Here is a 23,615-nt window from a genome sequence, read left to right on the forward strand (position 1 = left end):
TTCGAATCAAAAAAACTTTATACTATTCATAGATTCCAAGATTATCCGATGTTTGAAAAAGGGGAGTATGGAACTGTTTTTTGTAAAGCAATTGAAAAAAATGTCATGTTTCCCCTTAACGAAAGAGAGCATTATGCTATAATGTGCTTATTGTGTAAATTTCGACAAAAATGGAGGTACACCTATGGAAGAAACGATTTCCTTGAAAGAAATTTTCGAGGTCCTTAAGAAACGAATCTGGATGATTATCAGTCTAGCTGTCGGGGCAGCTGCACTTAGTGCACTTATTACATTCTTTGTTCTTACCCCGTCCTATGAAGCATCCTCTCAGTTCATTGTTAATCAGTCCCAGGATCAGTCGCAGAATGCCGCTTATGATATCAACGATATCCGCACAAACGTGGAATTGATCAATACATATAACGTGATCATCAAGAGCCCACGCATTTTGACAGAAGTCTCTGATGAATTAGGGTTGAATATGACAGCCGGGCAGCTGGCTGACAAAATCCAAGTAGGCAATGAGCAGGAATCCCAGGTAGTGAATGTGACCGCTACCGATACGAATCCACAGCGCGCTGTAGACATTGCCAATACCGTTGTCAATGTATTCAAAGGGGAAGTTCCTCAGCTTATGAATGGGGTTGACAACATTAATATCTTAACAGAAGCTGAGTTAGGTCCTAATCCAGCACCTGTAAGTCCGAACACTGTACTTAATATTGCAATCGCCCTTGTTATCGGTACAATGATCGGTGTCGGTCTTGCCTTCCTATTGGAATACTTGGACAATACGATCAAGCAAGAAGAAGACATTGAAGAAACCCTTGGGCTTCCAGTTCTGGGTGTTGTCTCAACCATTTCTGAAAAAGATCTCCCGAATAAGAGTCCGGTACGAGGAAGAGCGAAAGTGTCAGAAATCAGAGGTGAATCCGTTGGTACGTAAGAAAAAGAACACCATGAATACAAAAGCCAGAAACTTGATTGCTGAAGACAATCCCAAATCACCGATTGCTGAGCAGTATCGAACAATCCGTACAAACTTACAATTCACATCGGTAGATAACGAGTTAGAAACCATGCTCGTGACTTCCGCCGGACCTTCTGAAGGTAAGTCCATGACAACGGCAAATACAGCTGCTGTATTTGCTCAACAACAGAAAAGAACGCTGCTGGTCGATGCAGACATGCGGAAACCGACGGTTCAGTACACGTTCCGTATTCAAAATATGCTGGGGCTGAGTAATTATCTAGCCGGAACACAGCGGGTGAAAGACCTCGTCAACACGACCCACGTGGATTACCTGGATGTCATTACGAGTGGTCCGGTCCCGCCGAACCCGTCGGAATTACTGGGCTCTCATAAGATAGAGCAGTTCATTAAAGAAGCGAAACAGCATTACGACATGATTATTTTTGATACACCACCGGTTCTAGCTGTAACAGATTCACAGGTGTTATCCAACTACGTCGATGGTGTCCTCCTTGTAGTGCGAAGCAAGCAGACCGAAAAAGAAGCGGCTGCGAAAGCCAAAGAAAAACTGGACCAGGCAAAAGCCAATGTACTTGGAGTCGTGTTGAACGACCAGGAGGTCACATCTTCAAGCAACTATTATTATTATTACGGTCAATAGAAAAAGAAGAGTCTTCGGACTCTTCTTTTTGATATTCAAAATAATTATCTAATTTGTTAAAAAAATGAAAACAAGCTGTAAAATTTAAAAAAACTAGTAAGCTAGTGTTTAAAAATGTGTCAGATATTGCTATAATTCAGCTTAGTATTAAAAAAACTGTCTGTAAAATAATAGAAAGGGGATAGGTCTTTTGATAGATATTCATAGTCATATCTTACCTGGTGTGGATGATGGGGCCCAAACAATTGAAGAAAGTATCCAAATGGCCGAAGCGGCGGTCGCTGACGGCATACGTACCATCATAGCTACCCCTCATCATAAAAATGGGGCTTACGATAACTATAAGAACGACATCCTCATCCAAGTCAATGAATTGAATCGAACGTTTCAGGAGCGGGGCATTGACCTCGAAGTTCTGCCTGGCCAGGAAACAAGAATCTATGGCGAGATGATTGAAGGCTTGCAACAGGAAGAAGTCTTATCATTAAATAAGGAAAGCAATTACGTCTTTATTGAATTTCCATCAGGCAGCGTCCCCCGTTATGCGAATCAACTATTCTTTGATTTGCAGGTATCCGGTTATTCGCCGATCATTGTTCATCCTGAGCGGAACAAGGCCATCATGGAGAATCCGGATCTACTGTATTCGTTCGTCAAACATGGAGCTTATGTCCAGCTGACAGCAGCTAGTGTATGCGGAAAGTTTGGAAAGAAAATTAAAAAGTTTTCGGAGCAGCTGCTGGAAGCGAACCTGGCACATCTGATTGCCAGTGATGCTCATAATACGGGTTCCCGGGGCTTCTGTATGACAGAAGCTTATAGTGAAATAAGGGGTACATTCGGTCTTGATTTTGTTTACCTCTTATCAGAGAATGCGGAAGATGTACTGGTTGGAAGAGCCTTGCAGGCAGAGCCACCGCATCATGTGAAAAAGAGGAAAATATTCGGTTTGTTCTAATAGGTATAAAGAGGTAATCATCAAAAACTGTGATTACCTCTTTATATGAATATATTAGTTTCTTCAAAAGAAAACGCTTTATTATATTTTTTTGCAAAAAATATAATAAATCTTCAAAATTCTACTATTTTTCCCTTTTAAGCATTCATAGATATTGGTACAATGTGGATTGTTACAAAAAAGTTACAAAACGCAAGTGATATTAAGGAGATGTATGAATGGAGGAAGAAAAGCAATTACCAAAGTCAGCAATCAAAACCATTCGATACATAAAGTATCAAGCACCCGAATGGAAAGTTACAGTATTGGAAAAGGAATTACATAAAGCCATTGATCAAAGAAAGAGGAGGAATCTAAGTGACCACCGCATATAAGAAACGGCTGTTTTTATTAGTTTTCGTTGATTCCGTCATCGTTTTCTTTTCTGTTTATATGTCCCACTTTTTTTTAAATCCTTACGTTGCTGTCTTTGACAATGTCATGATCGTACTTTCAGCTACATTACTCATCAGTCATCATCTATTTTCCAGTCTGACGGGTATGTATAAGAAGAAGTGGCGCTACGCAAGTACCGAAGAACTTATAGGGATTTTCGGTGTGGTGACCTTATCAATTATTGCTGCTGTGTTGATTCAAGCCATCGTATTCGGGAACGTTTATGAACGGGCTTTAACAATCACGTGGATGTTACATATATTGCTTATTGGTGGGGTGCGATTTGCGTGGCAGTATTATAGGAATTATGGCATGACACTGAAGCCTAAACTGAAAAAAGCAAAAATTAAAGTCAATGACCCAAGCCGCCAGCGGACATTAATTGTGGGTGCAGGAGCTGCTGGACGTATGCTTGCAAGACAAATGAAGGACTCCAAAGAATTCAAAGGTGACCTCGTCGGTTTTGTTGATGACGACTTTACTTTACACCATTTAACCGTCTCAGGACTTCCTGTGTTGGGCAGTACAAAAAACATAGAAGAATTAGCGGCTAAACATCAAGTTAATCATATCGTCATGGCGATGCCATCTGTCAAGCAAGAGGTTATTAAAGATTTAATTCAAATGTCGAAAAAAACCGTCAAAAATGTTCAAACCTTGCCGATGATTGAAGATATTGCACTAGGGAATGTATCAGTCAATCAAATCCGTGATGTCCAAATTGAAGACCTTCTCGGTCGCGAGCCTGTTGAACTCGATATCGATTCCATAGAATCTGAAATTAAAGGACGAACAGTCATGGTTACGGGGGCCGGTGGAAGTATAGGTTCAGAAATTTGCCGCCAGCTTGTTAAGTTCGGTCCAGAACGTCTTATTTTGCTTGGTCACGGAGAAAACAGCATTTATACGATCCATTTGGAATTAAAAAAGTTCGACATTGATACCGAACTTGTGACTGTCATTGCCGACGTTCAGGATCAAGAGCGCATTTTTCAAGTGATCCAAGACTATGCACCGTCCTACATTTACCACGCAGCCGCTCACAAGCATGTGCCATTAATGGAAGCGAATCCGAAAGAAGCTGTGAAGAACAACGTCATTGGAACGAAGAATGTTGCTGAAGCTGCCCACCATTCAGGGGTGAAAGCATTTGTGCTCGTTTCTACAGACAAAGCGGTCAACCCACCTAACGTGATGGGTTCCACAAAACGAATTGCAGAAATGGTTGTACAGAATCTTGGCAGAAAAAGCCAGACGAAGTTTGTTGCTGTCCGTTTTGGTAATGTGCTCGGAAGCCGTGGTAGTGTGATTCCACTGTTTAAGACGCAAATTGCTGCAGGTGGACCGGTTACCGTTACTCACCCAGATATGACGCGTTACTTTATGACGATTCCAGAAGCTTCGAGGCTGGTGCTCCAAGCAGGGGCTCTTGCTCGTGGTGGAGAGGTATTTGTGCTTGATATGGGTGAACCTGTAAGAATTGTCGATCTTGCGAAGAACTTGATTCATTTGTCAGGATTTACAGAAGAACAGATTCCCATTCATTTTAACGGCATTCGTCCAGGCGAGAAAATGTATGAAGAGTTACTAAGTGAAAATGAAGTGAATAAAGAGCCCGTCTTTCCTAAAATATTTATAGGAAAAACAGTACAATTTGATTATCAACTCGTACAACATATTGTTGACTATCATTCGGAAAGTAATGATGACGAATTGCGTGATTATGTTATTGATCTTGCAAATAATCGTTTGCCTCAGAAAATGAAAGAAATTCAATACGTTAACTAGATTATAGGGGGAACTCACATGAAAAAAGTGAAAAAAGCCATTATTCCAGCTGCAGGATTAGGAACCCGTTTTCTTCCTGCTACTAAAGCCATGCCGAAAGAAATGTTACCGATTGTTGATAAACCTACTATTCAGTACATAATAGAAGAGGCAATTGAATCTGGAATTGAAGATATTATTATAGTTACAGGAAAAGGGAAAAGAGCAATTGAAGATCATTTTGACAATAATTTTGAATTAGAAGATAACCTTCAAAAGAAAGAAAAGTTTGACTTACTAGAAAAAGTAAATGAAACCTCAAAAGTGGATATACATTATATTCGTCAAAAGGAACCTAAAGGTCTAGGACACGCCGTTTGGAGCGCTCGTAAATTTATCGGTAATGAACCGTTCGCTGTATTGCTTGGGGATGACATTGTAGAGTCTGATACCCCGTGTTTAAAGCAACTCATAGAACAGTATGAAGCTACAGGATCTTCTATTATAGGGGTACAGCAAGTCGAAGATAACCAGACCCACAGATATGGAATTATTGACCCCTCTGATAAAAATGAACGTCTTTATCAGGTTAATCGTTTTGTGGAAAAACCTAAGCAGGGTACAGCACCTTCAAATTTAGCAATTATGGGACGATATGTATTAAATCCTGAAATTTTCGGTTCGTTAGATCAACATAAAACTGGAGCTGGTGGAGAAATTCAATTAACAGATGCTATTCAAGAGTTAAATGAATTACAAAATGTGTATGCTTATGATTTTGCAGGTGATCGTTACGACGTTGGAGAAAAATATGGATTTGTAAAAACAACAATAGAATTCGCTTTGAAGAATGATGAGATTGGTGAAGACGTAGGAAAATTGTTAGAATCACTTGTTAAAAGAAAGATGACCATATGATTTATTCAAATTCAACTAAAAAAATAGGTAATTGTTAGTTGGAGCGAATATAGTGGGGAAAAGAGAGAGGAGGTTCTGTATTATAGATCGTATCCTATTATACAAAATGAGCCTTTCATAATAAGAAAATAATCTTATGTGCAAGTTCATTAGTAAGTCCAATGTTCAAGCGAATTCAAGTAGCATCTTCTCAGTTGGATGGTGCTTTTCAATTCAGTTACTTATTTATCAAAAATATGTAGTAACCCACAATAATATAAAAGAGAAATTAGGGGGAAAACATGTATTTAAAATTAAAGCGCTCAGTAGACATTATTTTGTCTGCAGTAAGTTTAATAGCTTTAACTCCTTTATTTATTGGTCTCATTTTCGCAATAAAGATAGATTCTAAGGGGCCGATTCTATTTAAACAGAAACGTATAGGAGTTCACACCTCACACTTTAACATGCTGAAATTTAGGACTATGAAAATTAATACACCCAAGGATACACCTACCCACCTTTTAGAGAACCCTGACCAGTATATTACTCGTATGGGGAAATTCTTGAGGAAAACAAGCTTAGATGAACTTCCACAGATTTGGAATATCTTCACGGGACAAATGAGTATCATTGGTCCTAGGCCTGCTTTATGGAATCAATATGATTTAATAAAGGAGCGAGAAAAATATGGTGCAAATGACATCCTCCCTGGCCTAACAGGATGGGCTCAAATTAATGGCAGAGATGAACTACCTATAGATGTTAAGGCAAAACTTGATGGAGAATATGTAAATAAGCTTGGCCTGTGGATGGATATAAATTGTTTCATAGGAACCATACTAAGTGTTATAAAGAGTGATGGAGTAGTAGAGGGGAAAAAAGTACCGAGTAACGAAGAAAAAAGGTCTCAGGAGTTTTTGTCTAAATGAAGAAAATACTTATAACAGGTTCAACTAGTTACATCGGTGAAAATGTAGTGAAGTGGTTAGCAAATAGTTCCGAAGTTTACGATACAGATACTATTAGTGTTAGGAATAAAGATTGGAATAAATTAGATTTCTCTAAATATGATGTTATCCTTCACTTAGCAGGCATTGCCCACGTTTCTACTGACCCTAGAATGAAAGAGAAATATTACAAAGTAAATCGTGATCTTACTATTAAATTGGCTGAAAAAGCTAAGAGTGAAGGTGTAAAACAATTTATCTTTATGAGTAGTATCATTGTTTATGGTGACAGCAGTAGTGTGGAGAAAGTTATTGACTTAAATACTGTCCCCAGCCCAAGTAACTTTTATGGAGATAGTAAGCTTCAAGCAGAAAATGGGATTAAACGACTGGAAAATGAATCTTTTAAAGTAGTTGTTATCAGACCCCCAATGATTTATGGAAAAGATTCAAAAGGAAATTACCCTAAATTAGCAAAAATAGCAAGAAAAACTCCTGTTTTTCCTAATATAATAAATCAAAGAAGTATGCTTCATATAGACAATCTTTGTGAACTTATTCGACTTATAATAGTTAATAATGAAAATGGTGTCTTTTTCCCTCAAAACGCTAAATATGTACAGGTTAGAAAAATGATATCTCAAATTGCTGAAGTACATGGAAATAAAATATGGTTTACTAAAGCGTTCAATCCATTTATTCGGCTCTTATGTCCTAGAGTGAAGTTGATAAATAAAGTATTCGGTAATCTTATATATGATAAGAACCTTAGCGAATATAAACAAAACTATAGAGTAAGGGACTTTAAACAATCAATCTCACTAACAGAAAGGGGGAATTAGAATGGAAGCAAAATACAGCGTTTTAATGTCAGTTTATTATAAAGAATCACCTCATTTTTTAAAGGAAAGTATTGAAAGTATGGTTCGACAAACACTTAAACCAGATGAAATTGTGATTGTAAAAGATGGTGAGCTAAATAAAGAATTAAATATAGTAATTGAAAACTTTTCCAGTAATCACCCTGGGTTATTTAATATTGTAGAACTAGATAATAACCTTGGTCTAGGCAAAGCGTTGGATATTGGGTTAGAAAACTGTAAGAATGAACTGATAGCTAGGATGGATTCAGATGATATTTCTTTACATGATAGATGTAAAGAACAAGTTAAAGTATTTCAAAATGACCCTGAACTTTGCATAATAGGTACCAATATAGATGAATTTTATGATGAGCCAACTAACGTCGTTTCGTCTAGAATTGTACCTACTAAGCATAAGGATATAAAGAGGTTTATAAAAAGAAGAAGCCCATTCAATCATCCTACCGTGATGTTTAAAAAGTCTAAGGTTCTGCAAAGTGGAGGTTATGGATTCCTAAGAAGAAAACAAGACCTCGATTTATTTTCGAGAATGCTTAATAGTGGATGTAAAGCTTCAAATATTAATAAATCGTTATTATTGTTTCGGTCTAATGAGAATAGCTTTAAACGACGGAAAAGTTGGGATAACTGTAAAAGCTATATAAAAGTCATATACACTATTTGGAAAAGAGGGCATTGTTCAACTCTAGATTTAATCATAGTAACTATAGGACAAATAGTGATGTTTTTAGCCCCTATGAAACTTTTGAAATGGATTTCCAACTCTTTCTTGCGGGAGAGACTTAACTAAAGTTTTAATATCTAATTGCAATAAAGGAGGTTAGTTCACATGAAAGTAAGCGTTGTTATCCCGACTCATAATAGAGCAAGTCTACTTACTAAAGCGGTAGAGAGTGTGTTAAAACAAAGCTATCAAAATTTAGAGGTTCTTGTAGTGTCCGATGGTTCTACTGACAACACGGATTCTCTTTTAGAAGAATATGAAAAAAAGGATAGCAGAATTAAATACATATCGTATCAACCGGCTAAAGGTGGGAACCATGCAAGGAACACAGGGATTAAAGCTGCCGAGGGAGATTATATTGCCTTTATAGATGATGATGATGAATGGGTTTATAATAAGATAGAGCTACAGGTTCAAGAATTCAATAAAGATTCAAGGTATGGGTTAGTTTATACCGGTGCTAAAATCTTATATGATGATAAAGGAATAAATTACATTTCAACTCCCCAAAAAACTGGAGACTTATCCGATGATATTCTTATTTCAAATTGTATTGGATCCACTTCGAGTGTAATGGTGAAAAAAAGTGTTTTAGAAGAAGTGGGAGGATTTGATGAGGAATTAAAAGCACAACAGGATTATGATTTATGGATAAGGGTTTGCCAAAACTTCATGGTAGGTGCTGTGTCGGAACCATTGCTTATATATCATAATTACGGAAACAATACACAAATATCTGATAGCCTTAAGAAATATGAGGAATCAATAGATTATATATCCTTAAAGTATAAGGAACTTTACAAAGATACAAGTGAAAAGATAAGAAGAGACCATAATCAAGCTAGTTATAAAATTCTTATTACTAAAGCGTTACGTAATAATGAACCAAAAAAAGCAAGAAAGTATCTTCTAGCACACTTTAGACAAAAGCCAAGTTTTTTTGCAATATCTTTTTTCGGCTTATCTTTTTTGAAGTTTGAAACTGTATTAAAATTAAGGTCGTTAAAAAATTTAGTTAAAATGTAAAAACTTATAGAATGAATATAAAAATTGGAAGTGGATGAAAACGTGTCATATAACTTAATTCAATATAATGATATAAAGTCAAAGAAAATTTCACATGAATTTAAAACGGAAAATAATACTCTTTTATTTATTGAAGGCTCTCCACTAACAACACATGTCAAAATATTTTTATATATAATAAAGAAGGGTAAACCTAATTCTGTTATATATCGTTATTTAAATGATTATCCCTCTTTATTTAAAACTTTCTTAAGAGCAATATCTGAAATAATGTCTGTATTCCTAATTAAAGTTTTTAATATAAACCTTATTTGGATATGTCATAATGTTGATAAGGAGTCGAAAGAAAATTATCCAATAATTACAAAGTTTAGAAGAGGCCTTTTCGCAAGAGTTTCAAGAAAGATATTGGTTACCGATAAATTATTAATAAAAACAGCAAGTAAGCAGTTTCCGAAGCATGCCAATAAGATTGATTATATTACATTTGGTCCTAATTTGCCTAATACTCAAAAAAAAAGTAACGATGATATTACTCTAAATATAAAGAATTTTATAGCAAGGATTAGAGAGGAAAGTTCTGAGAAAACACTAGTAGGATTATGTGTATCATCCCCAAATGAAAAAAATTTATCATATGAAGAAGCTATCGATTTGTTAACGAACACTAGTGAATCGAATTATAAGATAGTCTTGATATTCGTTGGTGAAATTAGTGAAAGTATGAGGGAAAGAGATGAGGAGAAATATAAATTATTAGAAAACCATCCAGATGTATTTCTAGTAAATAAAAAGATCCCCCTTAATGAAGAGGAGTTAGCTCCCTACATCGATTTTTACTGGCGTGTTTATAGTGATCAATCTGTACCCTTCACTGTTTACAATGCCGCTACTCTTAGGAAACCTGTTTTAACAAAGAACATTGGTTTTTTAGGACAAATGGTTCATGAGTACAGTTTAGGATATACAATATTCGACTACAATGATCTGAATGAATTGTATGCAAGTCTTACAGAATGGAATGACGATAATGCAAAAATCTTCTTAAAAAGAAATAACTGGGGGAAATCTGCAAAAAGGTTAAATGGAATTCTAAGAAATTTTTAGATGATAAAAGAATCTAAAATAAAGTAGTGATTTGAATGAAAAAAGAAATTAAAATTCATGAGACATTGAACCATGCTATGTTCTTCATATCAATTTTGTCACTATTAGTTTATTATATTGAAGAAAACAACATATTTCTGAATATCTCTATTTCAATGGGTATAGCTATACTAATTAGATACGTTTTTGTAAAGTATAATAATTTCACAGGATTGTTATTTATGTATAGTATTCTAATTTTGTATATATGTATTAGAATGTTGGTAATAAATGATATATCAATAAGTCTGATATATTCAACATTAATACTGATCTCACAATTAGGTTTAGCCTTTTTTGTAATTAGGGGAACTCATAGTGATAAGTTATTGCTGATTTTATTTTATATAGCTTCTTTATATTTATTGATTCAATACCAAAAGGGAGTTAATCCTTCAAATGTCATAATTTGGAGTGAGAATATAGTCAGTTTCATTATTTTCTCTCTGTCTATCTCCGTATATTTAGTAAGATACCTAAAAGGGAAGAAGTTCCTAGTTCATCCAGCCATTATAAGCACTATTGTAAGTTTTTGGACTACAGGGAGAGCTGGTATTATAGCATCGCTTTTACTTCTAATTACAATACTGATTTTTAAACTTAACTTTAAAATAAAGTATATCTCTTTAATAATCTGTGGCTCTATCCTTCTATTTTATACTGATACACTCTTAAAGAACATTGAGATTTTTAGAGTAAATCTTGCTACTAGGGGAGGGACAAGAGAGGGTTTTACGAACAATGTACGTTTGGAAATTTGGAAAGACTATTTTAATAAATTAGATGTAAAATCATTCTTTTTAGGATTTGATAGTAACAATATATCCTTTTTTGGATTTCATAATTTACATAATAGTTTTTTAGACGGTCTTTTTAATTTTGGTTTCTTTATGTTAATAGTATATTTGCTGATAATTGGATCTCTTATTAAATTAACAATTAGAAAAAAATATTTCATTGTAATTTTATTTTTAATATTCCTATTAAGAGGTATGACGGATACAGTAATATTTTCAGGTAGGTTTGATTATGTATATATTGCGATTTTATTATATTCTTATATCTTTTATCAAAGGTATGATTCACTGAAACAAATCTCACATAAGTTAAAGAAAGAGTCTAAGAGCAAAGCCATAATAGAGAGAGTTGATTTATATTGAAGCCAACTTTTTTTTCTGTAAATACAATTTTTCATTTGATGATTTGTAAACTATTCATTAAAAAACACAATATAAAAAAACCTATTATAATCTGTTTCTCAATCAATTCAATTATTGCTGAAATTATTGCTAAGGATTCAGATTTATATGATGTCCTTATTATTGAACGAAGCGAATTCCCAAGTAGTAAATTAGAAATTGGAAAAAAAAATAAAAGGCAGATACAAAAAGCAAAAAGATATTTTATGGAAAATGAGAGTGATCACTTATATATATTTAAAGATAATGATTTAATTAATCAAACTTTAATCAGATGCGCTACTCAAAAGGATATAAAGATTACGTTAATTGAAGAAGGTTTGGGGCTTTATAATTCACCAAGTAAACCAACCGTAAAAAAACATAGTTTATTAAAAAGGTTCTTGTTTTCATACCCAAAGCAGACATATAAAGATATAGGTATGAGCCCAAATATAAATGAGATACTAGCGAGTTCACCTGGATTCTTGCCCGAAGAAAAAAAGAAGAATAAAAGAATTAATGTGTTAAGTTTTAATGACTTGAATATTAGAGATTTAAATGAATTGTATCGGTATTTTAATGTCAGTGACATTGACTTTAATTTTCCAAATGATAATGGTTTGTACACAATACTTTATATGGGGCAACCCTTCTCAGAGTTTAATTATATTTCTATTGAAAGGGAAAATGCTAAGATAGAAGGCCTATTTGAAGCGTTGACTAAGTTTAAGAATTTACAGGTTATAATTAAACCTCACCCAAGCGAAGATATCAAAAAATATAAACGACTACTACGTAATAATAGAGTGCACTTAATTGAAGACTATTATTTACCAGCAGAACTTATTCCAGCTAAAGTAAATATTGACTTAGTGTTAACAGTTCACTCTTCATCTTGTTATTACATTAATCAGTGGTATGGGATAAATGCAATCTCGCTATATAAGGTGTTTTTCGATGTGTTTCCGGAAGAATCACTGAAAGAAAAATTAGAAAAAATGTATAATATGGATATGTTATATAATTTATCCGAAATAAAGAAATACATTGACTTAGAGTATATAAATTAAAAAATACTTAAAATAAGGAGATTTTAATATGAAAAAAGTTTTAGTTACAGGAGCAGATGGGTTTATAGGAAGTCATCTAACAGAGGAGTTAGTGAAACAAGGGCATGAAGTTAGGGCTTTTGCTTATTATAATTCATTTAATTCATGGGGGTGGTTGGACACCCTTTCCAAAGAAACAATAGACTGCGTAGATGTTTTTACGGGAGACATTCGCGATCCAAATGGTGTAAAAGAAGCAATGAAAGGAATAGATGAGGTATATCATTTAGCTGCATTAATAGCGATTCCTTTTAGCTATCACTCTCCTGATACTTATGTGGACACTAACATAAAAGGAACTTTAAATGTGTTACAAGCTGGAAGAGATTTGAATACTGAACGTTTATTAATGACTTCTACCTCCGAAGTATACGGAACAGCTCAGTATGTCCCAATTGATGAAAATCACCCTTATCAGGGTCAGTCACCTTATTCAGCAACAAAAATTGGGGCCGATCGATTAGCAGAATCCTTTTATCGTAGTTTTGATATGCCGATTTCAATTGTAAGGCCGTTTAATACATATGGTCCACGGCAGTCTGCTCGTGCTGTCATTCCTACTATTATTACTCAGTTATTAGCAGGTAAAACGGAAATTGAATTAGGGTCTTTGACACCTACAAGAGATTTCAACTTTGTTAAAGATACTGCAAATGGTTTTATTGATATTGCTAACACTAAAAAAACGATTGGTGAAGAAATAAATATTGCTACTCAAGATGAAATATCTATAGGACAATTAGCTGAAGAATTAATTCGTCAGATTAATCCTGAAGCTAGAATAATTTGTGATGAACAGCGCCTTCGCCCTGAGAATAGTGAAGTGAACAGGCTTCTAGGTTCAAATGGAAAAATAAAAGAATTGACAAATTGGGAACCTAGTTACTCTTTTGAGGAAGGTTTAGCTGAAACAATAGAATTCTTTAGACAAAATTTAGAAAAATATAAGACAGATATTTACAACATTTAGGAGGGGTAGAATGAGTGAAAGATTTATTCCCCTCTCTGTTCCTAGCCTCCGTGGAAATGAACTAAAATACGTTAGTCAGGCTATAGAAACAGAATGGGTATCATCAGCAGGATCTTATATACAGGAATTTGAAGAAAACACAATGAATTACGTAGGTGCTAGAGGAGCAGTGGCAGTTCAAAATGGATCATCTGGATTGCACATTGCTTTGAAGCTTATGGACGTATCAGATGGGGACGAAGTAATTGTCCCTACTCTAACATTTATTGCAGCGGTCAACCCAGTTAAATACTGTAATGCTGAGCCTGTTTTTATGGATTGTGATGATTCTTTAGGTATGGATCCATCCAAATTAAAGAAGTTTTTTGAAGAAGAGTGTGAAAACGTTAATGGCGCTTTAAGAAATAAAGTTACTCTAAAACCAATAAAAGCTATAGTGGTGGTACATGTCTTCGGAAATATGGCTGATATGGAAAGTATAATGGAAATTGCTGAGAAATATCAGGTTCCTGTTATTGAAGATGCTACAGAAGCAATTGGCACCTATTATACAGAGGGTATTTTTGAAGGTAGATATGCAGGGACCATAGGGAACATCGGTGTCTACTCATTCAATGGGAATAAAATAATGACAACTGGTGGCGGGGGGATGATTGTTTCACATGATACAAACCTGCTCGACCGTGCCCGTTATTTAACTACACAAGCAAAGAGTGATCCGCTTTACTATATACATGATGAAGTTGGTTACAATTATCGTATGACTAACTTGCAAGCGGCATTAGGTTTAGCGCAATTAGAACAATTAGAGAACTTTATAGCAACGAAATCTAAAAACTATAATATCTATAAACAAGAACTTAAAGAAATTAATGGGCTAGAGTTATTAAACTTCCGAAAGGGAACAAGACCGAATTATTGGTTTTATGGTATAGCGATAAAAGAATCATACGGGTTGCATCGCCATCAACTTATTGAATCCTTAGGTAATAAAAAAATTCAAGCACGTCCAATATGGGATTTAATCCATCAACAAAAACCATATCGAGATAACCAAGCTTACGAAATCGATCAAGCTAAAGTTTATTTAAACAAAATTGTAAATGTTCCATGTAGTTCAAATCTATCTAGTGAAGATGTTCACTATATTGTTGAATCACTTAAGAAGCAATAAAAGGGAGGTTACTTATATGGATGTAAAAGAGTTTTTAATAGATGAGAACGTAAGTATGCTCGATGCTATGGCATTATTAGATAAAGTAGCTAAAAAAGTTTTATTTGTGAAAAGAGAAGGTAGGTTAGTCGCTTCTCTTACAGATGGAGACATTCGGCGTTGGATCCTTAATAAGGGAGACTTAGATGCAAAAGTAAGTGAACTTGCAAATTATAACCCAAAGTATATATACGAAAAAGACAAAAAAAATGCCCACAATTTGATGCGGGAATTATCAATTGAGGCATTACCTATATTATCAAAAGAAGAAGAGCTCGTTTCAGTAGTGTTATGGAACGATGATGAAATAACTGTTAAGAAAGAGTTACCTGTCCCCGTAGTCATGATGGCAGGGGGGTTCGGCACTCGTCTATATCCGTATACTAGAATACTACCTAAACCTCTTATACCTATAGGTGACCTTCCAATTGCTGAGCATATAATTAGTAGGTTTCACAGTATGGGAAGTAAAGAATTTCATTTGATTGTTAATCACAAAAAAAATATGATTAAAGCTTATTTTAATGAAATAGATAGTGATTATAAAGTATATTATGCTGATGAAGATGAACCACTTGGTACTGGTGGGGGATTAAGTCTATTAAAAGGTAAAATAGATTCCACATTCGTGTTAACTAATTGTGACATATTAATTGAAGAAGATTACGAGAAAATTTACGAATACCATAAAAAAGAAAACAACTTAGTGACAATGGTTTGTTCATTAAAAAATGTTAAAATTCCATATGGTGTAATTGAAATTGGAGATCAAGGCGAAATTGAAGCTATGAAGGAAAAACCAGAATTTTCATTTTTCACTAATACAGGAATGTACATCGTTGAACCTAAAGTAATTGAAGAGCTTGAAGATAATCAGGAAATAGGCTTTCCAGATATTATTGAAAAATATCAAAAAGCTGGTGAAAAAGTAGGTGTATTTCCTATTAGTGAGAATTCGTGGCTCGATATGGGGCAACTAGATGAGATGGAAAAAATGCGTAAAAGGCTAGAAAGAAATGAAGCGTAAATTATTACTTATTGGTGGAGGTGGCCACTGTAAGTCAGTATTAGACAGTCTTTATGAACTAAATGAGTATGATAGTATTGGTATAATTGACAAAAAAGAAAATATTGGAAAATACATTTTATCTACTCCTATTATTGGTTCAGATACCGATTTGCACACCCTCCTTAACCAAGGTTATAAAGAAGCATTTATAACATTAGGTAGTATAGGAGATTCTAGTTTACGTGTTAAATTAACACACCTTGTAGAAGATATAGGGTTTAAACTTCCAAATATAATTGACCCTTCAGCTATTGTTAGTAACTATAGTAACTTGGCTGAGGGTATATTTGTTGGGAAAAGAACAATTTTAAATGCAGGCGTTAATATAGGAAAAGCTACTATACTAAATACTAACTCCACAGTTGAGCACGACTCTAATATAGGAGCTTATGTACATATTTCTCCAGGCGCAGTTGTATGTGGAGGAGTAACTGTCTCAGCAAATTCTCATATAGGTGCAAGTAGTGTTATTAAGCAAGGTATATCGATCGGTAAAAATACTACTATAGGTATGGGGAGTGTAGTATTGGAAGATATTGATTCCAATGTAATAGCATTTGGAAACCCATGTAAAGGAGTACAGCAAAAATGAGTGTATTTATTATAGCCGAAGCTGGAGTAAATCATAATGGTTGTCTCCAAACAGCTAAAAAGCTTGTGGATAAGGCTAAAGAATCTGGAGCAGATTGTATAAAATTTCAGACTTTTGTTTCCAAAAACCTAGCTTCTAAGAACGCCAAGAAAGCAAAGTATCAAAAAACATCTAATGCAGATGAAGAACAATTATCAATGTTGGAGAAATTGGAACTATCCTTTGAAGAGTTCTTAGAACTGTATGATTATTGTCATTCAAAAGAGATTAAGTTTCTCTCAACAGGTTTTGATTTTGATAGTATAGATTTTCTTGATAGCTTGGGGATGGATACTTGGAAAGTGCCGTCCGGAGAGTTGACTAATCTTCCATATCTAGAAAAAGTGTCCTCCTTAGGTAAACCTGTAATCCTCTCAACGGGTATGGCTACCATGAAGGACATCCAAGATGCGACTAAAGTATTACTTGATAATAATGTAAATGATCTTACAATTCTTCACTGTACTACAGAGTACCCAACTCCGTTTGAAGAAGTGAACTTACGAGCTATGTTAACGTTAAAGGAAACTTTTAATGTACCAGTAGGGTACTCAGATCACACTATGGGGATTGAAGTACCTATTGCGGCAGTATCACTTGGAGCGAAAGTCATTGAAAAGCATTTCACATTAGATCGTAATATGGAAGGTCCAGACCATAATGCAAGTTTAGAACCGGAAGAATTAAAAGCGATGGTTCAATCAATACGAAACATAGAAGTAGCTATGGGCACAGGTACCAAGGCTCCGTCCCCGTCAGAGATGAAAAATATGAGTGTTGCTAGAAAGAGTATTGTTGCTAAAAAGGCTATACAAAAGGGAGAATACTTCGATAATGATAACCTTACAGTTAAACGCCCTGGTAATGGAGTAAGCCCTATGAAATGGTATGAGATAATTGGGGAAGTAGCAAACAGAGATTATCAGGAAGATGAGATGATTGACCAGTGAAAAAAGTTTGTGTATTAACAGCCACCAGGGCAGAATATGGGCTTTTAAAACCTTTGATATCTCGAATTAGTAACGATTCATTCGTGAAAGAAAATATTGTAGTAACTGGAGCACATTTATCACCGGAATTTGGACTTACTTATAAAGACATTGAGTCGGATGGCTTCGATATTGATGAAAAAATTGAAATACTAGTTAGTGCTGATACTCCTTCATCCATCTCGAAATCAATGGGTTTAGCTATGATCAGTTTTGCGGACTACTTTGCAAGGTCAAAGCCTGATCTACTTATTGTATTAGGGGATCGATACGAAACCCTTGCGGTATGTACTGCGGCTATGAACGAAAGAATCCCTATTGCTCATTTATATGGAGGAGAGACTACTGAAGGTGCTGTTGATGAATCTGTCCGCCACGCTATTACTAAGTTAAGCTATTTACATTTTACAAGTACAGAAGAGTACCGTAACCGTGTTATTCAATTAGGAGAGCATCCTGAACGTGTTCATACTGTTGGTGGATTAGGCGTAGAGAACATATTGCAATCAAAGTTCCTATCTAAAGATGATCTAGCAGAGTCTATAAATTTTAAGCTTGATAAACCTTTTGCTATGGTTACGTTTCACCCAGTTACTCTAGAAGATAATCAAGCAGAAATTCAATTTCAAGAGCTTTTAAATGTATGTAAATTATATCCTCAGATGAAATTTATATTCACAAAGGCAAATGCTGATGCTCATGGAAGAATAATAAATCAAATGATTGATAAATATGTTCAAGATCATGACCATGCAGTTGCATTTACTTCTTTAGGGTTAAAACGTTATTTAAGTGGACTGAAATACGCTGCATGTGTTATAGGTAACTCGTCCAGCGGATTATTAGAAGCCCCTAGTTTCGGGATTCCAACTATTAACATAGGAGATCGTCAAAAGGGGAGAATACAAGCTGCTAGTGTCATAAATTGCTATCCTACTACCTCTGATATTAATAGAGCTATGGAACTAGCATTAAGCGAAGAATTCAAGGTCATTGCGGAGAAAACAATTAACCCTTATGGGGATGGAAATACGTCAATCAAAATCTTAGACGTAGTAAAAGAACAGTTAAAAGAAAGTGAAATTACACTAAAGAAAAAGTTTTACGACTATGGAGGTTAAGTGATGAGTTGCTTGGCAATCATTCCAGCAAGAAGTGGTTCAAAAGGGTTAGTAGATAAAAACGTTAAATTGTTGAATGGGAAGCCTCTTATTGCTTATACAATTGAAGCTGCTATTAATTCAAAGGTGTTTGACGAGGTTATGGTTTCAACTGATTCACCTAAATATGCAGAAACAGCAAAAAAATGGGGGGCCGATGTCCCTTTTCTAAGAGATGATAAATTTGCAAGTGACACGGCATCCTCATGGGATGCTGTTCGTGATGTTCTCAATCAATATTCTAAACAAGGGAAAATTTTTGATAAGGTTACTTTGCTTCAACCAACTTCCCCTTTGAGAGATGCAGAAGAAATCATAGGGGCTTTTAATCTAATGGAAAAGAAAGATGCAGAGACGGTGGTTTCGGTGTGTGAAGTAGACCATTCGCCTTTATTCACTAATACCTTACCGCCTAGTCTATCCCTGAACAATTTTGTTAAAAATGACTTATTCCAAGCAAGACGTCAAGAATTACCAAAACATTATCGTATAAATGGAGCTATTTATATTGTGCAGGTTAAAAATCTTTATAGTGGAAATTCACTATATAATGAGAAAAGCTTTGCATATTTGATGTCCAAAAAAAAGTCAATAGACATTGATGATGAATTAGATTTCAAATTTGCAAAATTGATTGTCGAACATACAAGATAAAGGAGCACTAGTGTATGCTCTATAAGTTTAAAAAAAATAAATTCCTTAAAAACTCAGTTTTATATACAGTTGGTTCAATGATGACACCTTTATTAGGGTTTATCATGTTGCCAGTCTATACAAATTATTTATCTCCATCAGAATATGGTGTTATGACCACAGTTCAAACACTCGTAGGTATGTTACAAGTTTTTCTATTATTATCGCTCCATGGAGCAGTTACTAGATTCTATTATGATTATTTAGAAGATCTTAAACAACAAAAAGAATATTTAGGGTCAATATTTCTATTTGTCGTTTTTTTTTCCACATTAGCTGCGTCAATACTATTGCTTTTTAATCAATTCATAGGAGCAATGCTATTTAATGAAATTCCTACCTATCCATTTTATTTTTATATGATAGGTTTATCTTGGTTAAGTGCATTATTCGCATTACCAATGGCTTTGATAAGAGCACAAGAAAAAGCTGGTTTTTTTGTAACAGTGAATATTGCTAAAGCTGTATTAATAATGTTGCTAAGTATTTACTTAATAGTTTTTAAAGGTTTAGGTGCAGAGAGTGCATTACTTTCTCAATTAATTGTAACGGCCCTAGTTGTATTATTTTTATTTATCAAACAAAGCCAATATTTGAAGATTTCTTTGAAAGTCAAACATATAAAGTATAGTCTGTTATTTAGTTTGCCTTTGTTACCCCATGTAGCTAGTGGGTGGATTATAAAATCATCGGACAGAATTATTTTAGAGAAGTTTGTAGCGCTTGAAGAACTTGGTGTCTATGCTCTTGCTGCACAAGTATCGATGGTTCTAGCTTTATTTTATCAAAGTGTAAATAACGCATTAGTTCCTCGGTACACAATGTTAAGAAAAGAAAATAAAGAAAAGGAAGCTGAAAAACTATTAAAGATCTTTCTTATTGTCATAATCTCTTTCGGTGTCCTCTCTATACCAATTGCGATGTTAGGAGCATATTTACTTTCTAGTGATGCGTATAATAGAGCGATTTGGTTAATTCCTTTTCTAATAATTGCTCAAATAATAAAAGGGCTATATTATGTGCCAGTAGCAGGATTATTTTATATAAAAGAAACTAAATCAATAGCAACCAGCAGTTCAGTAGCAGCTGTTATTAATTTAGTAATAAACTTTTTATTAATTCCTATCATTGGAATATACGGGGCTATCATATCAACAGTTACGGCCGAATTAATTCGAATTGCGCTTATATATAGAGCTAAAAGCACTTTGAAAATAGGTGCACAATATAGTTATGCAAATGAAGGATAAGCAATTTGAACAAAGTAACTTAACTTCTACCTAAAATTAGTTAAAATGAATAAAACTCTCAAAAGTCGGAATGGCGCCGCCTCATTAATTCGCGAGGAGGCAATAGAAAAATCGATTGATTATAATAGGAGGTAGATTAATGTTTAAAATAGCGGTAGCAGGAACAGGATATGTTGGTTTAGTCGCAGGTGTGTGCTTCGCCGAAATGGGACACCAGGTAACCTGTGTAGACATTGACGATAGTAAAGTAGACCTTATGAAATCCGGGGTCTCTCCAATCTATGAAGATGGATTAGAAGAGCTCATGAAAAAGAACTATGCAGAAGGGCGTATTGATTACACAACAGATTATGAAGATGCGTATAAGGATGCAGATGCTATCTTCCTTGGAGTCGGGACACCAGAGAAACCAGATGGTTCCGCGAACCTTTCATACATAGCTACAGTTGCTAGACAAATTGCTGAATCGGTAGAGAAAGATTGTTTGGTAGTAGTTAAATCTACTGTACCTGTAGGGACAAATGATAAAGTTGAACAATTTATTCAGGATTTCCTAGTAAATGATGTGAATGTGGAAGTAGCTTCTAACCCAGAATTCCTTGCTCAAGGATCTGCTGTCCGTGATACGCTTTATGCAGAGCGCATTATTCTTGGTACGGAAACTCAATGGGCTGAGAATATCCTTAAGGGAATTTATGAGCCTTTTAATCTTCCTGTAGTTTCAGTTAATAGAAGATCAGCGGAAATGATTAAATATGCTTCCAACGATTTTCTTGCCTTGAAGATTTCGTATATGAACGATATTGCAAATCTTTGTGAGCTCGTAGGAGCTGATGTTCAAGATGTAGCAAAAGGAATGAGCTACGATGAACGTATTGGATCTAAGTTCTTAAATGCAGGAATTGGTTTTGGAGGTTCTTGTTTCCCTAAAGATACCCAAGCTCTCGACTATTTAGCAAAACAAAACGGCTATGATTTGAAAACAGTCAAAGCAGCCATAGACGTAAACAAAAATCAGAAGACCGTATTGTATAAAAAAGCAAGTAATCGATTAATTACCTTTAGTGGATTGAAAGTGGCTGTTCTTGGACTTACGTTTAAACCAGGTACGGACGATTTGAGAGAGTCTCCTTCTCTGGACAATATTCCTTTGTTACTAGATCAGGGAGCAGATATTTATGCTTACGATCCAGTAGGTGCTGATAATTTTGCGAAACTTTACCCGGAAGGGCCTAATCGTCAAGGAACGATTACTTATGTGAATAATGTCGAGGATGCTCTAAAGGAAGCGAATGTTTGTTTCGTGTTCACAGAATGGGGAGAAGTGAAAGCACTAACACCTAAGCAATACAAAAACCTGATGAGGACGCCACTTGTCTATGATGGACGTAATGTTTACGATATCAAGGAAATGAAAGAGGCTAGAGTAGAATATCACTCAATCGGTAGGGAACAAGGAAAAGTTGAAGTAACAAGGGAGCCTGTTTATGAGCTACAAAACTCTTAATACGGAAAAAACATATTTGATTACTGGTGCAGCAGGTTTTGTCGGATATTACCTTGCAAAAAAGTTATTAGACCAAGGATGTTATGTTATTGGTATTGATAACGTTAATGATTATTATGATATTAACCTTAAACATACGCGTTTAGGGTTGCTTGAGCCGTATGAGAATTTCATTTTTATTAAAGGGGATATTTCTGACAAGGAAGAAGTAATACGTATTTTCGAAGAATATAAGCCCGAGATTGTCGTAAACCTCGCTGCCCAGGCTGGAGTTCGTTACTCAATAGAGAATCCAGACGCATATATCCAGAGCAATATGATTGGTTTCTATAATATATTAGAAGCTTGTCGTCATTATCCTGTTGATCATCTTGTGTATGCATCTTCAAGTTCAGTCTATGGGGCAAACAAGAAAGTACCATTTGAAGAGTCTGACTTTGTAGATCATCCAGTATCTCTCTATGCTTCAACCAAGAAATCGAATGAGTTAATGGCTCACACTTATAGCCACTTGTATGATATACCTGCGACAGGATTACGATTCTTCACGGTGTATGGACCAATGGGAAGACCAGATATGGCATACTTCGGTTTTACTGATAAGTACTTTGCTGGCGATGCAATCAAGATCTTCAATAATGGTGATTTTGAGAATGATTTGTATCGTGACTTCACTTATATTGACGACATAGTTATCGGGATTGAAAGACTGTTGAGTAATCAACCGGAAACAGAAGGGGCGCCTCACAGAGTTTTCAATATCGGCAATAACAGTCCTGAGAAACTCATGACGTTCATTGAATCGCTTGAAGCTGCCCTAACCGATGCACTTGGAAGAGAAGTAGAGTTTAATAAAGAGTATGAACCGATTAAACCAGGGGATGTTCCTGCAACGTATGCTTCTACAGATCAACTGCAAGAAGCAGTAGGTTTCAAACCTGAAACTTCTATCCAAGAAGGATTAAGGAAATTTGCTGATTGGTACGTTAAATATTATGATAAGAAATAATTAAAAAGCCTGTTCCGCTGACGTGCTGTAGGAGACGCAACTTTGTAATAAAAGTTGCGTCTCTTTTAACACGTTACATGTGCATGTGTGCATATATTGAATTTCCAATCTCCTTAAGTGTAGTATCACGCTCAACCGTCCGCTATACTTTAATACTCTAATTTGATAGATATTAGCCAATTACATAAAATTAAAAGCATTTTTTTAAGATTTGTTCCATTGTTAATTACTACCGTATTATATAGAGGCCTTAAAATTCTGTAGAATAAGTAATTTGAGATGACTAATTGAATCAGGAAATTCACTACATAATTTTTCATTACTGTTGATTATCATATAATTTGTTAAATCAAGCTTTAAGTTGCGTTATTGATGATTAAGGAATAATGATTTATTCAAAAAGGTCTTTTAAG

23 protein-coding genes are annotated in these 23,615 nt (G+C 34.9%); all 23 read left to right on the plus strand.

The annotated features are described in order from the left end of the window. The first annotated feature begins 184 nt into the window (after window positions 1–184). The 23 genes from GLW00_RS03075 (at window position 185) to GLW00_RS03185 (ending at window position 23,202) form a co-directional block, all read left to right on the plus strand. On the plus strand, window positions 185–946 hold the full coding sequence (locus GLW00_RS03075; RefSeq protein ID WP_160911111.1) for a YveK family protein: 762 nt from the start codon (window positions 185–187) through the stop codon (window positions 944–946). Next, complete coding sequence (locus GLW00_RS03080) at window positions 936–1,634, plus strand: CpsD/CapB family tyrosine-protein kinase (RefSeq protein WP_160911113.1); 699 nt, start codon at window positions 936–938, stop codon at window positions 1,632–1,634. The genes GLW00_RS03075 and GLW00_RS03080 overlap by 11 nt, the downstream gene beginning before the upstream one ends. Window positions 1,635–1,824: 190 nt before the next feature. After that, entirely contained in the window at window positions 1,825–2,592 is a 768-nt protein-coding gene (locus GLW00_RS03085; RefSeq protein WP_160911115.1) for a tyrosine-protein phosphatase, read from the plus strand. Window positions 2,593–2,810: 218 nt separating this feature from the next. Beyond that, window positions 2,811–2,966 carry a hypothetical protein gene (locus GLW00_RS03090; RefSeq protein WP_160911117.1) on the plus strand — a complete coding sequence of 52 codons (156 nt, stop codon included), beginning with the start codon at window positions 2,811–2,813 and terminating at the stop codon, window positions 2,964–2,966. Continuing rightward, window positions 2,950–4,815, plus strand: coding sequence for a polysaccharide biosynthesis protein (locus GLW00_RS03095; RefSeq protein ID WP_335808427.1), 1,866 nt, complete (start codon window positions 2,950–2,952; stop codon window positions 4,813–4,815). Before GLW00_RS03090 ends, GLW00_RS03095 begins: the two co-directional genes overlap by 17 nt. 18 nt (window positions 4,816–4,833) lie before the next feature. After that, complete coding sequence (gene galU, locus GLW00_RS03100; protein ID WP_160911119.1) at window positions 4,834–5,712, plus strand: UTP--glucose-1-phosphate uridylyltransferase GalU; 879 nt, start codon at window positions 4,834–4,836, stop codon at window positions 5,710–5,712. A 281-nt stretch (window positions 5,713–5,993) separates the two neighbouring features. After that, window positions 5,994–6,623: a sugar transferase gene (locus GLW00_RS03105; RefSeq protein ID WP_160911121.1), complete on the plus strand. Its 630-nt coding sequence runs from the start codon at window positions 5,994–5,996 to the stop codon at window positions 6,621–6,623. Then, complete coding sequence (locus GLW00_RS03110; protein ID WP_160911122.1) at window positions 6,620–7,483, plus strand: NAD-dependent epimerase/dehydratase family protein; 864 nt, start codon at window positions 6,620–6,622, stop codon at window positions 7,481–7,483. The genes GLW00_RS03105 and GLW00_RS03110 overlap by 4 nt, the downstream gene beginning before the upstream one ends. 1 nt (window position 7,484) lies before the next feature. After that, window positions 7,485–8,315, plus strand: coding sequence for a glycosyltransferase (locus GLW00_RS03115; RefSeq protein ID WP_160911124.1), 831 nt, complete (start codon window positions 7,485–7,487; stop codon window positions 8,313–8,315). 39 nt (window positions 8,316–8,354) lie between these two features. Next, window positions 8,355–9,275 carry a glycosyltransferase family 2 protein gene (locus GLW00_RS03120; protein WP_160911126.1) on the plus strand — a complete coding sequence of 307 codons (921 nt, stop codon included), beginning with the start codon at window positions 8,355–8,357 and terminating at the stop codon, window positions 9,273–9,275. A gap of 42 nt (window positions 9,276–9,317) precedes the next feature. Continuing rightward, window positions 9,318–10,382 (plus strand): glycosyltransferase, encoded by a 1,065-nt coding sequence (locus GLW00_RS03125; protein ID WP_160911128.1) that lies wholly within the window; start codon window positions 9,318–9,320, stop codon window positions 10,380–10,382. Window positions 10,383–10,417: 35 nt separating this feature from the next. Beyond that, the gene (locus GLW00_RS03130) at window positions 10,418–11,581 is read left to right on the plus strand and encodes an O-antigen ligase family protein (RefSeq protein WP_160911130.1); all 1,164 of its coding nucleotides are present in this window, start codon (window positions 10,418–10,420) and stop codon (window positions 11,579–11,581) included. After that, window positions 11,578–12,672, plus strand: coding sequence for a polysialyltransferase family glycosyltransferase (locus GLW00_RS03135; protein ID WP_160911132.1), 1,095 nt, complete (start codon window positions 11,578–11,580; stop codon window positions 12,670–12,672). Before GLW00_RS03130 ends, GLW00_RS03135 begins: the two co-directional genes overlap by 4 nt. A gap of 28 nt (window positions 12,673–12,700) precedes the next feature. Beyond that, the gene (locus GLW00_RS03140) at window positions 12,701–13,681 is read left to right on the plus strand and encodes an NAD-dependent 4,6-dehydratase LegB (protein WP_160911134.1); all 981 of its coding nucleotides are present in this window, start codon (window positions 12,701–12,703) and stop codon (window positions 13,679–13,681) included. 10 nt (window positions 13,682–13,691) lie between these two features. Beyond that, window positions 13,692–14,855, plus strand: coding sequence for a LegC family aminotransferase (locus GLW00_RS03145; protein WP_160911136.1), 1,164 nt, complete (start codon window positions 13,692–13,694; stop codon window positions 14,853–14,855). A 16-nt stretch (window positions 14,856–14,871) separates the two neighbouring features. Further along, window positions 14,872–15,921, plus strand: a complete 1,050-nt coding sequence (locus tag GLW00_RS03150) for a sugar phosphate nucleotidyltransferase (RefSeq protein ID WP_160911138.1) — start codon at window positions 14,872–14,874, stop codon at window positions 15,919–15,921. Beyond that, window positions 15,911–16,555, plus strand: coding sequence for an acetyltransferase (locus GLW00_RS03155; RefSeq protein ID WP_160911140.1), 645 nt, complete (start codon window positions 15,911–15,913; stop codon window positions 16,553–16,555). Before GLW00_RS03150 ends, GLW00_RS03155 begins: the two co-directional genes overlap by 11 nt. After that, window positions 16,552–17,544: an N-acetylneuraminate synthase gene (neuB, locus tag GLW00_RS03160; RefSeq protein WP_160911142.1), complete on the plus strand. Its 993-nt coding sequence runs from the start codon at window positions 16,552–16,554 to the stop codon at window positions 17,542–17,544. The genes GLW00_RS03155 and neuB overlap by 4 nt, the downstream gene beginning before the upstream one ends. Next, window positions 17,541–18,704: a UDP-N-acetylglucosamine 2-epimerase gene (gene neuC, locus GLW00_RS03165; protein ID WP_160911144.1), complete on the plus strand. Its 1,164-nt coding sequence runs from the start codon at window positions 17,541–17,543 to the stop codon at window positions 18,702–18,704. Before neuB ends, neuC begins: the two co-directional genes overlap by 4 nt. Window positions 18,705–18,707: 3 nt before the next feature. Beyond that, window positions 18,708–19,397, plus strand: coding sequence for an acylneuraminate cytidylyltransferase family protein (locus tag GLW00_RS03170; protein ID WP_160911146.1), 690 nt, complete (start codon window positions 18,708–18,710; stop codon window positions 19,395–19,397). A 14-nt stretch (window positions 19,398–19,411) separates the two neighbouring features. Next, complete coding sequence (locus GLW00_RS03175; protein WP_160911148.1) at window positions 19,412–20,686, plus strand: oligosaccharide flippase family protein; 1,275 nt, start codon at window positions 19,412–19,414, stop codon at window positions 20,684–20,686. Window positions 20,687–20,825: 139 nt separating this feature from the next. Continuing rightward, window positions 20,826–22,193 carry a UDP-glucose dehydrogenase family protein gene (locus tag GLW00_RS03180; RefSeq protein ID WP_160911149.1) on the plus strand — a complete coding sequence of 456 codons (1,368 nt, stop codon included), beginning with the start codon at window positions 20,826–20,828 and terminating at the stop codon, window positions 22,191–22,193. After that, window positions 22,174–23,202 (plus strand): GDP-mannose 4,6-dehydratase, encoded by a 1,029-nt coding sequence (locus GLW00_RS03185; RefSeq protein ID WP_160911151.1) that lies wholly within the window; start codon window positions 22,174–22,176, stop codon window positions 23,200–23,202. The genes GLW00_RS03180 and GLW00_RS03185 overlap by 20 nt, the downstream gene beginning before the upstream one ends. The last annotated feature ends 413 nt before the right edge of the window (window positions 23,203–23,615 follow it).

This window comes from Halobacillus litoralis (genome assembly GCF_009856445.1).
Lineage (GTDB): Bacteria > Bacillota > Bacilli > Bacillales > Halobacillaceae > Halobacillus > Halobacillus litoralis.

Excerpts from the sequence above, each read along its gene's own strand:
- GLW00_RS03075 (WP_160911111.1), top strand. The coding sequence starts at position 185 with ATGGAAGAAACGATTTCCTTGAAAGAAATTTTCGAGGTCCTTAAGAAA.
- GLW00_RS03090 (WP_160911117.1), top strand. The coding sequence starts at position 2,811 with ATGGAGGAAGAAAAGCAATTACCAAAGTCAGCAATCAAAACCATTCGA.
- galU (WP_160911119.1), top strand. The coding sequence starts at position 4,834 with ATGAAAAAAGTGAAAAAAGCCATTATTCCAGCTGCAGGATTAGGAACC.
- GLW00_RS03105 (WP_160911121.1), top strand. The coding sequence starts at position 5,994 with ATGTATTTAAAATTAAAGCGCTCAGTAGACATTATTTTGTCTGCAGTA.
- GLW00_RS03110 (WP_160911122.1), top strand. The coding sequence starts at position 6,620 with ATGAAGAAAATACTTATAACAGGTTCAACTAGTTACATCGGTGAAAAT.
- GLW00_RS03115 (WP_160911124.1), top strand. The coding sequence starts at position 7,485 with ATGGAAGCAAAATACAGCGTTTTAATGTCAGTTTATTATAAAGAATCA.
- GLW00_RS03120 (WP_160911126.1), top strand. The coding sequence starts at position 8,355 with ATGAAAGTAAGCGTTGTTATCCCGACTCATAATAGAGCAAGTCTACTT.
- GLW00_RS03130 (WP_160911130.1), top strand. The coding sequence starts at position 10,418 with ATGAAAAAAGAAATTAAAATTCATGAGACATTGAACCATGCTATGTTC.
- GLW00_RS03140 (WP_160911134.1), top strand. The coding sequence starts at position 12,701 with ATGAAAAAAGTTTTAGTTACAGGAGCAGATGGGTTTATAGGAAGTCAT.
- GLW00_RS03145 (WP_160911136.1), top strand. The coding sequence starts at position 13,692 with ATGAGTGAAAGATTTATTCCCCTCTCTGTTCCTAGCCTCCGTGGAAAT.
- GLW00_RS03150 (WP_160911138.1), top strand. The coding sequence starts at position 14,872 with ATGGATGTAAAAGAGTTTTTAATAGATGAGAACGTAAGTATGCTCGAT.
- GLW00_RS03155 (WP_160911140.1), top strand. The coding sequence starts at position 15,911 with ATGAAGCGTAAATTATTACTTATTGGTGGAGGTGGCCACTGTAAGTCA.
- neuB (WP_160911142.1), top strand. The coding sequence starts at position 16,552 with ATGAGTGTATTTATTATAGCCGAAGCTGGAGTAAATCATAATGGTTGT.
- GLW00_RS03170 (WP_160911146.1), top strand. The coding sequence starts at position 18,708 with ATGAGTTGCTTGGCAATCATTCCAGCAAGAAGTGGTTCAAAAGGGTTA.
- GLW00_RS03175 (WP_160911148.1), top strand. The coding sequence starts at position 19,412 with ATGCTCTATAAGTTTAAAAAAAATAAATTCCTTAAAAACTCAGTTTTA.
- GLW00_RS03180 (WP_160911149.1), top strand. The coding sequence starts at position 20,826 with ATGTTTAAAATAGCGGTAGCAGGAACAGGATATGTTGGTTTAGTCGCA.
- GLW00_RS03185 (WP_160911151.1), top strand. The coding sequence starts at position 22,174 with ATGAGCTACAAAACTCTTAATACGGAAAAAACATATTTGATTACTGGT.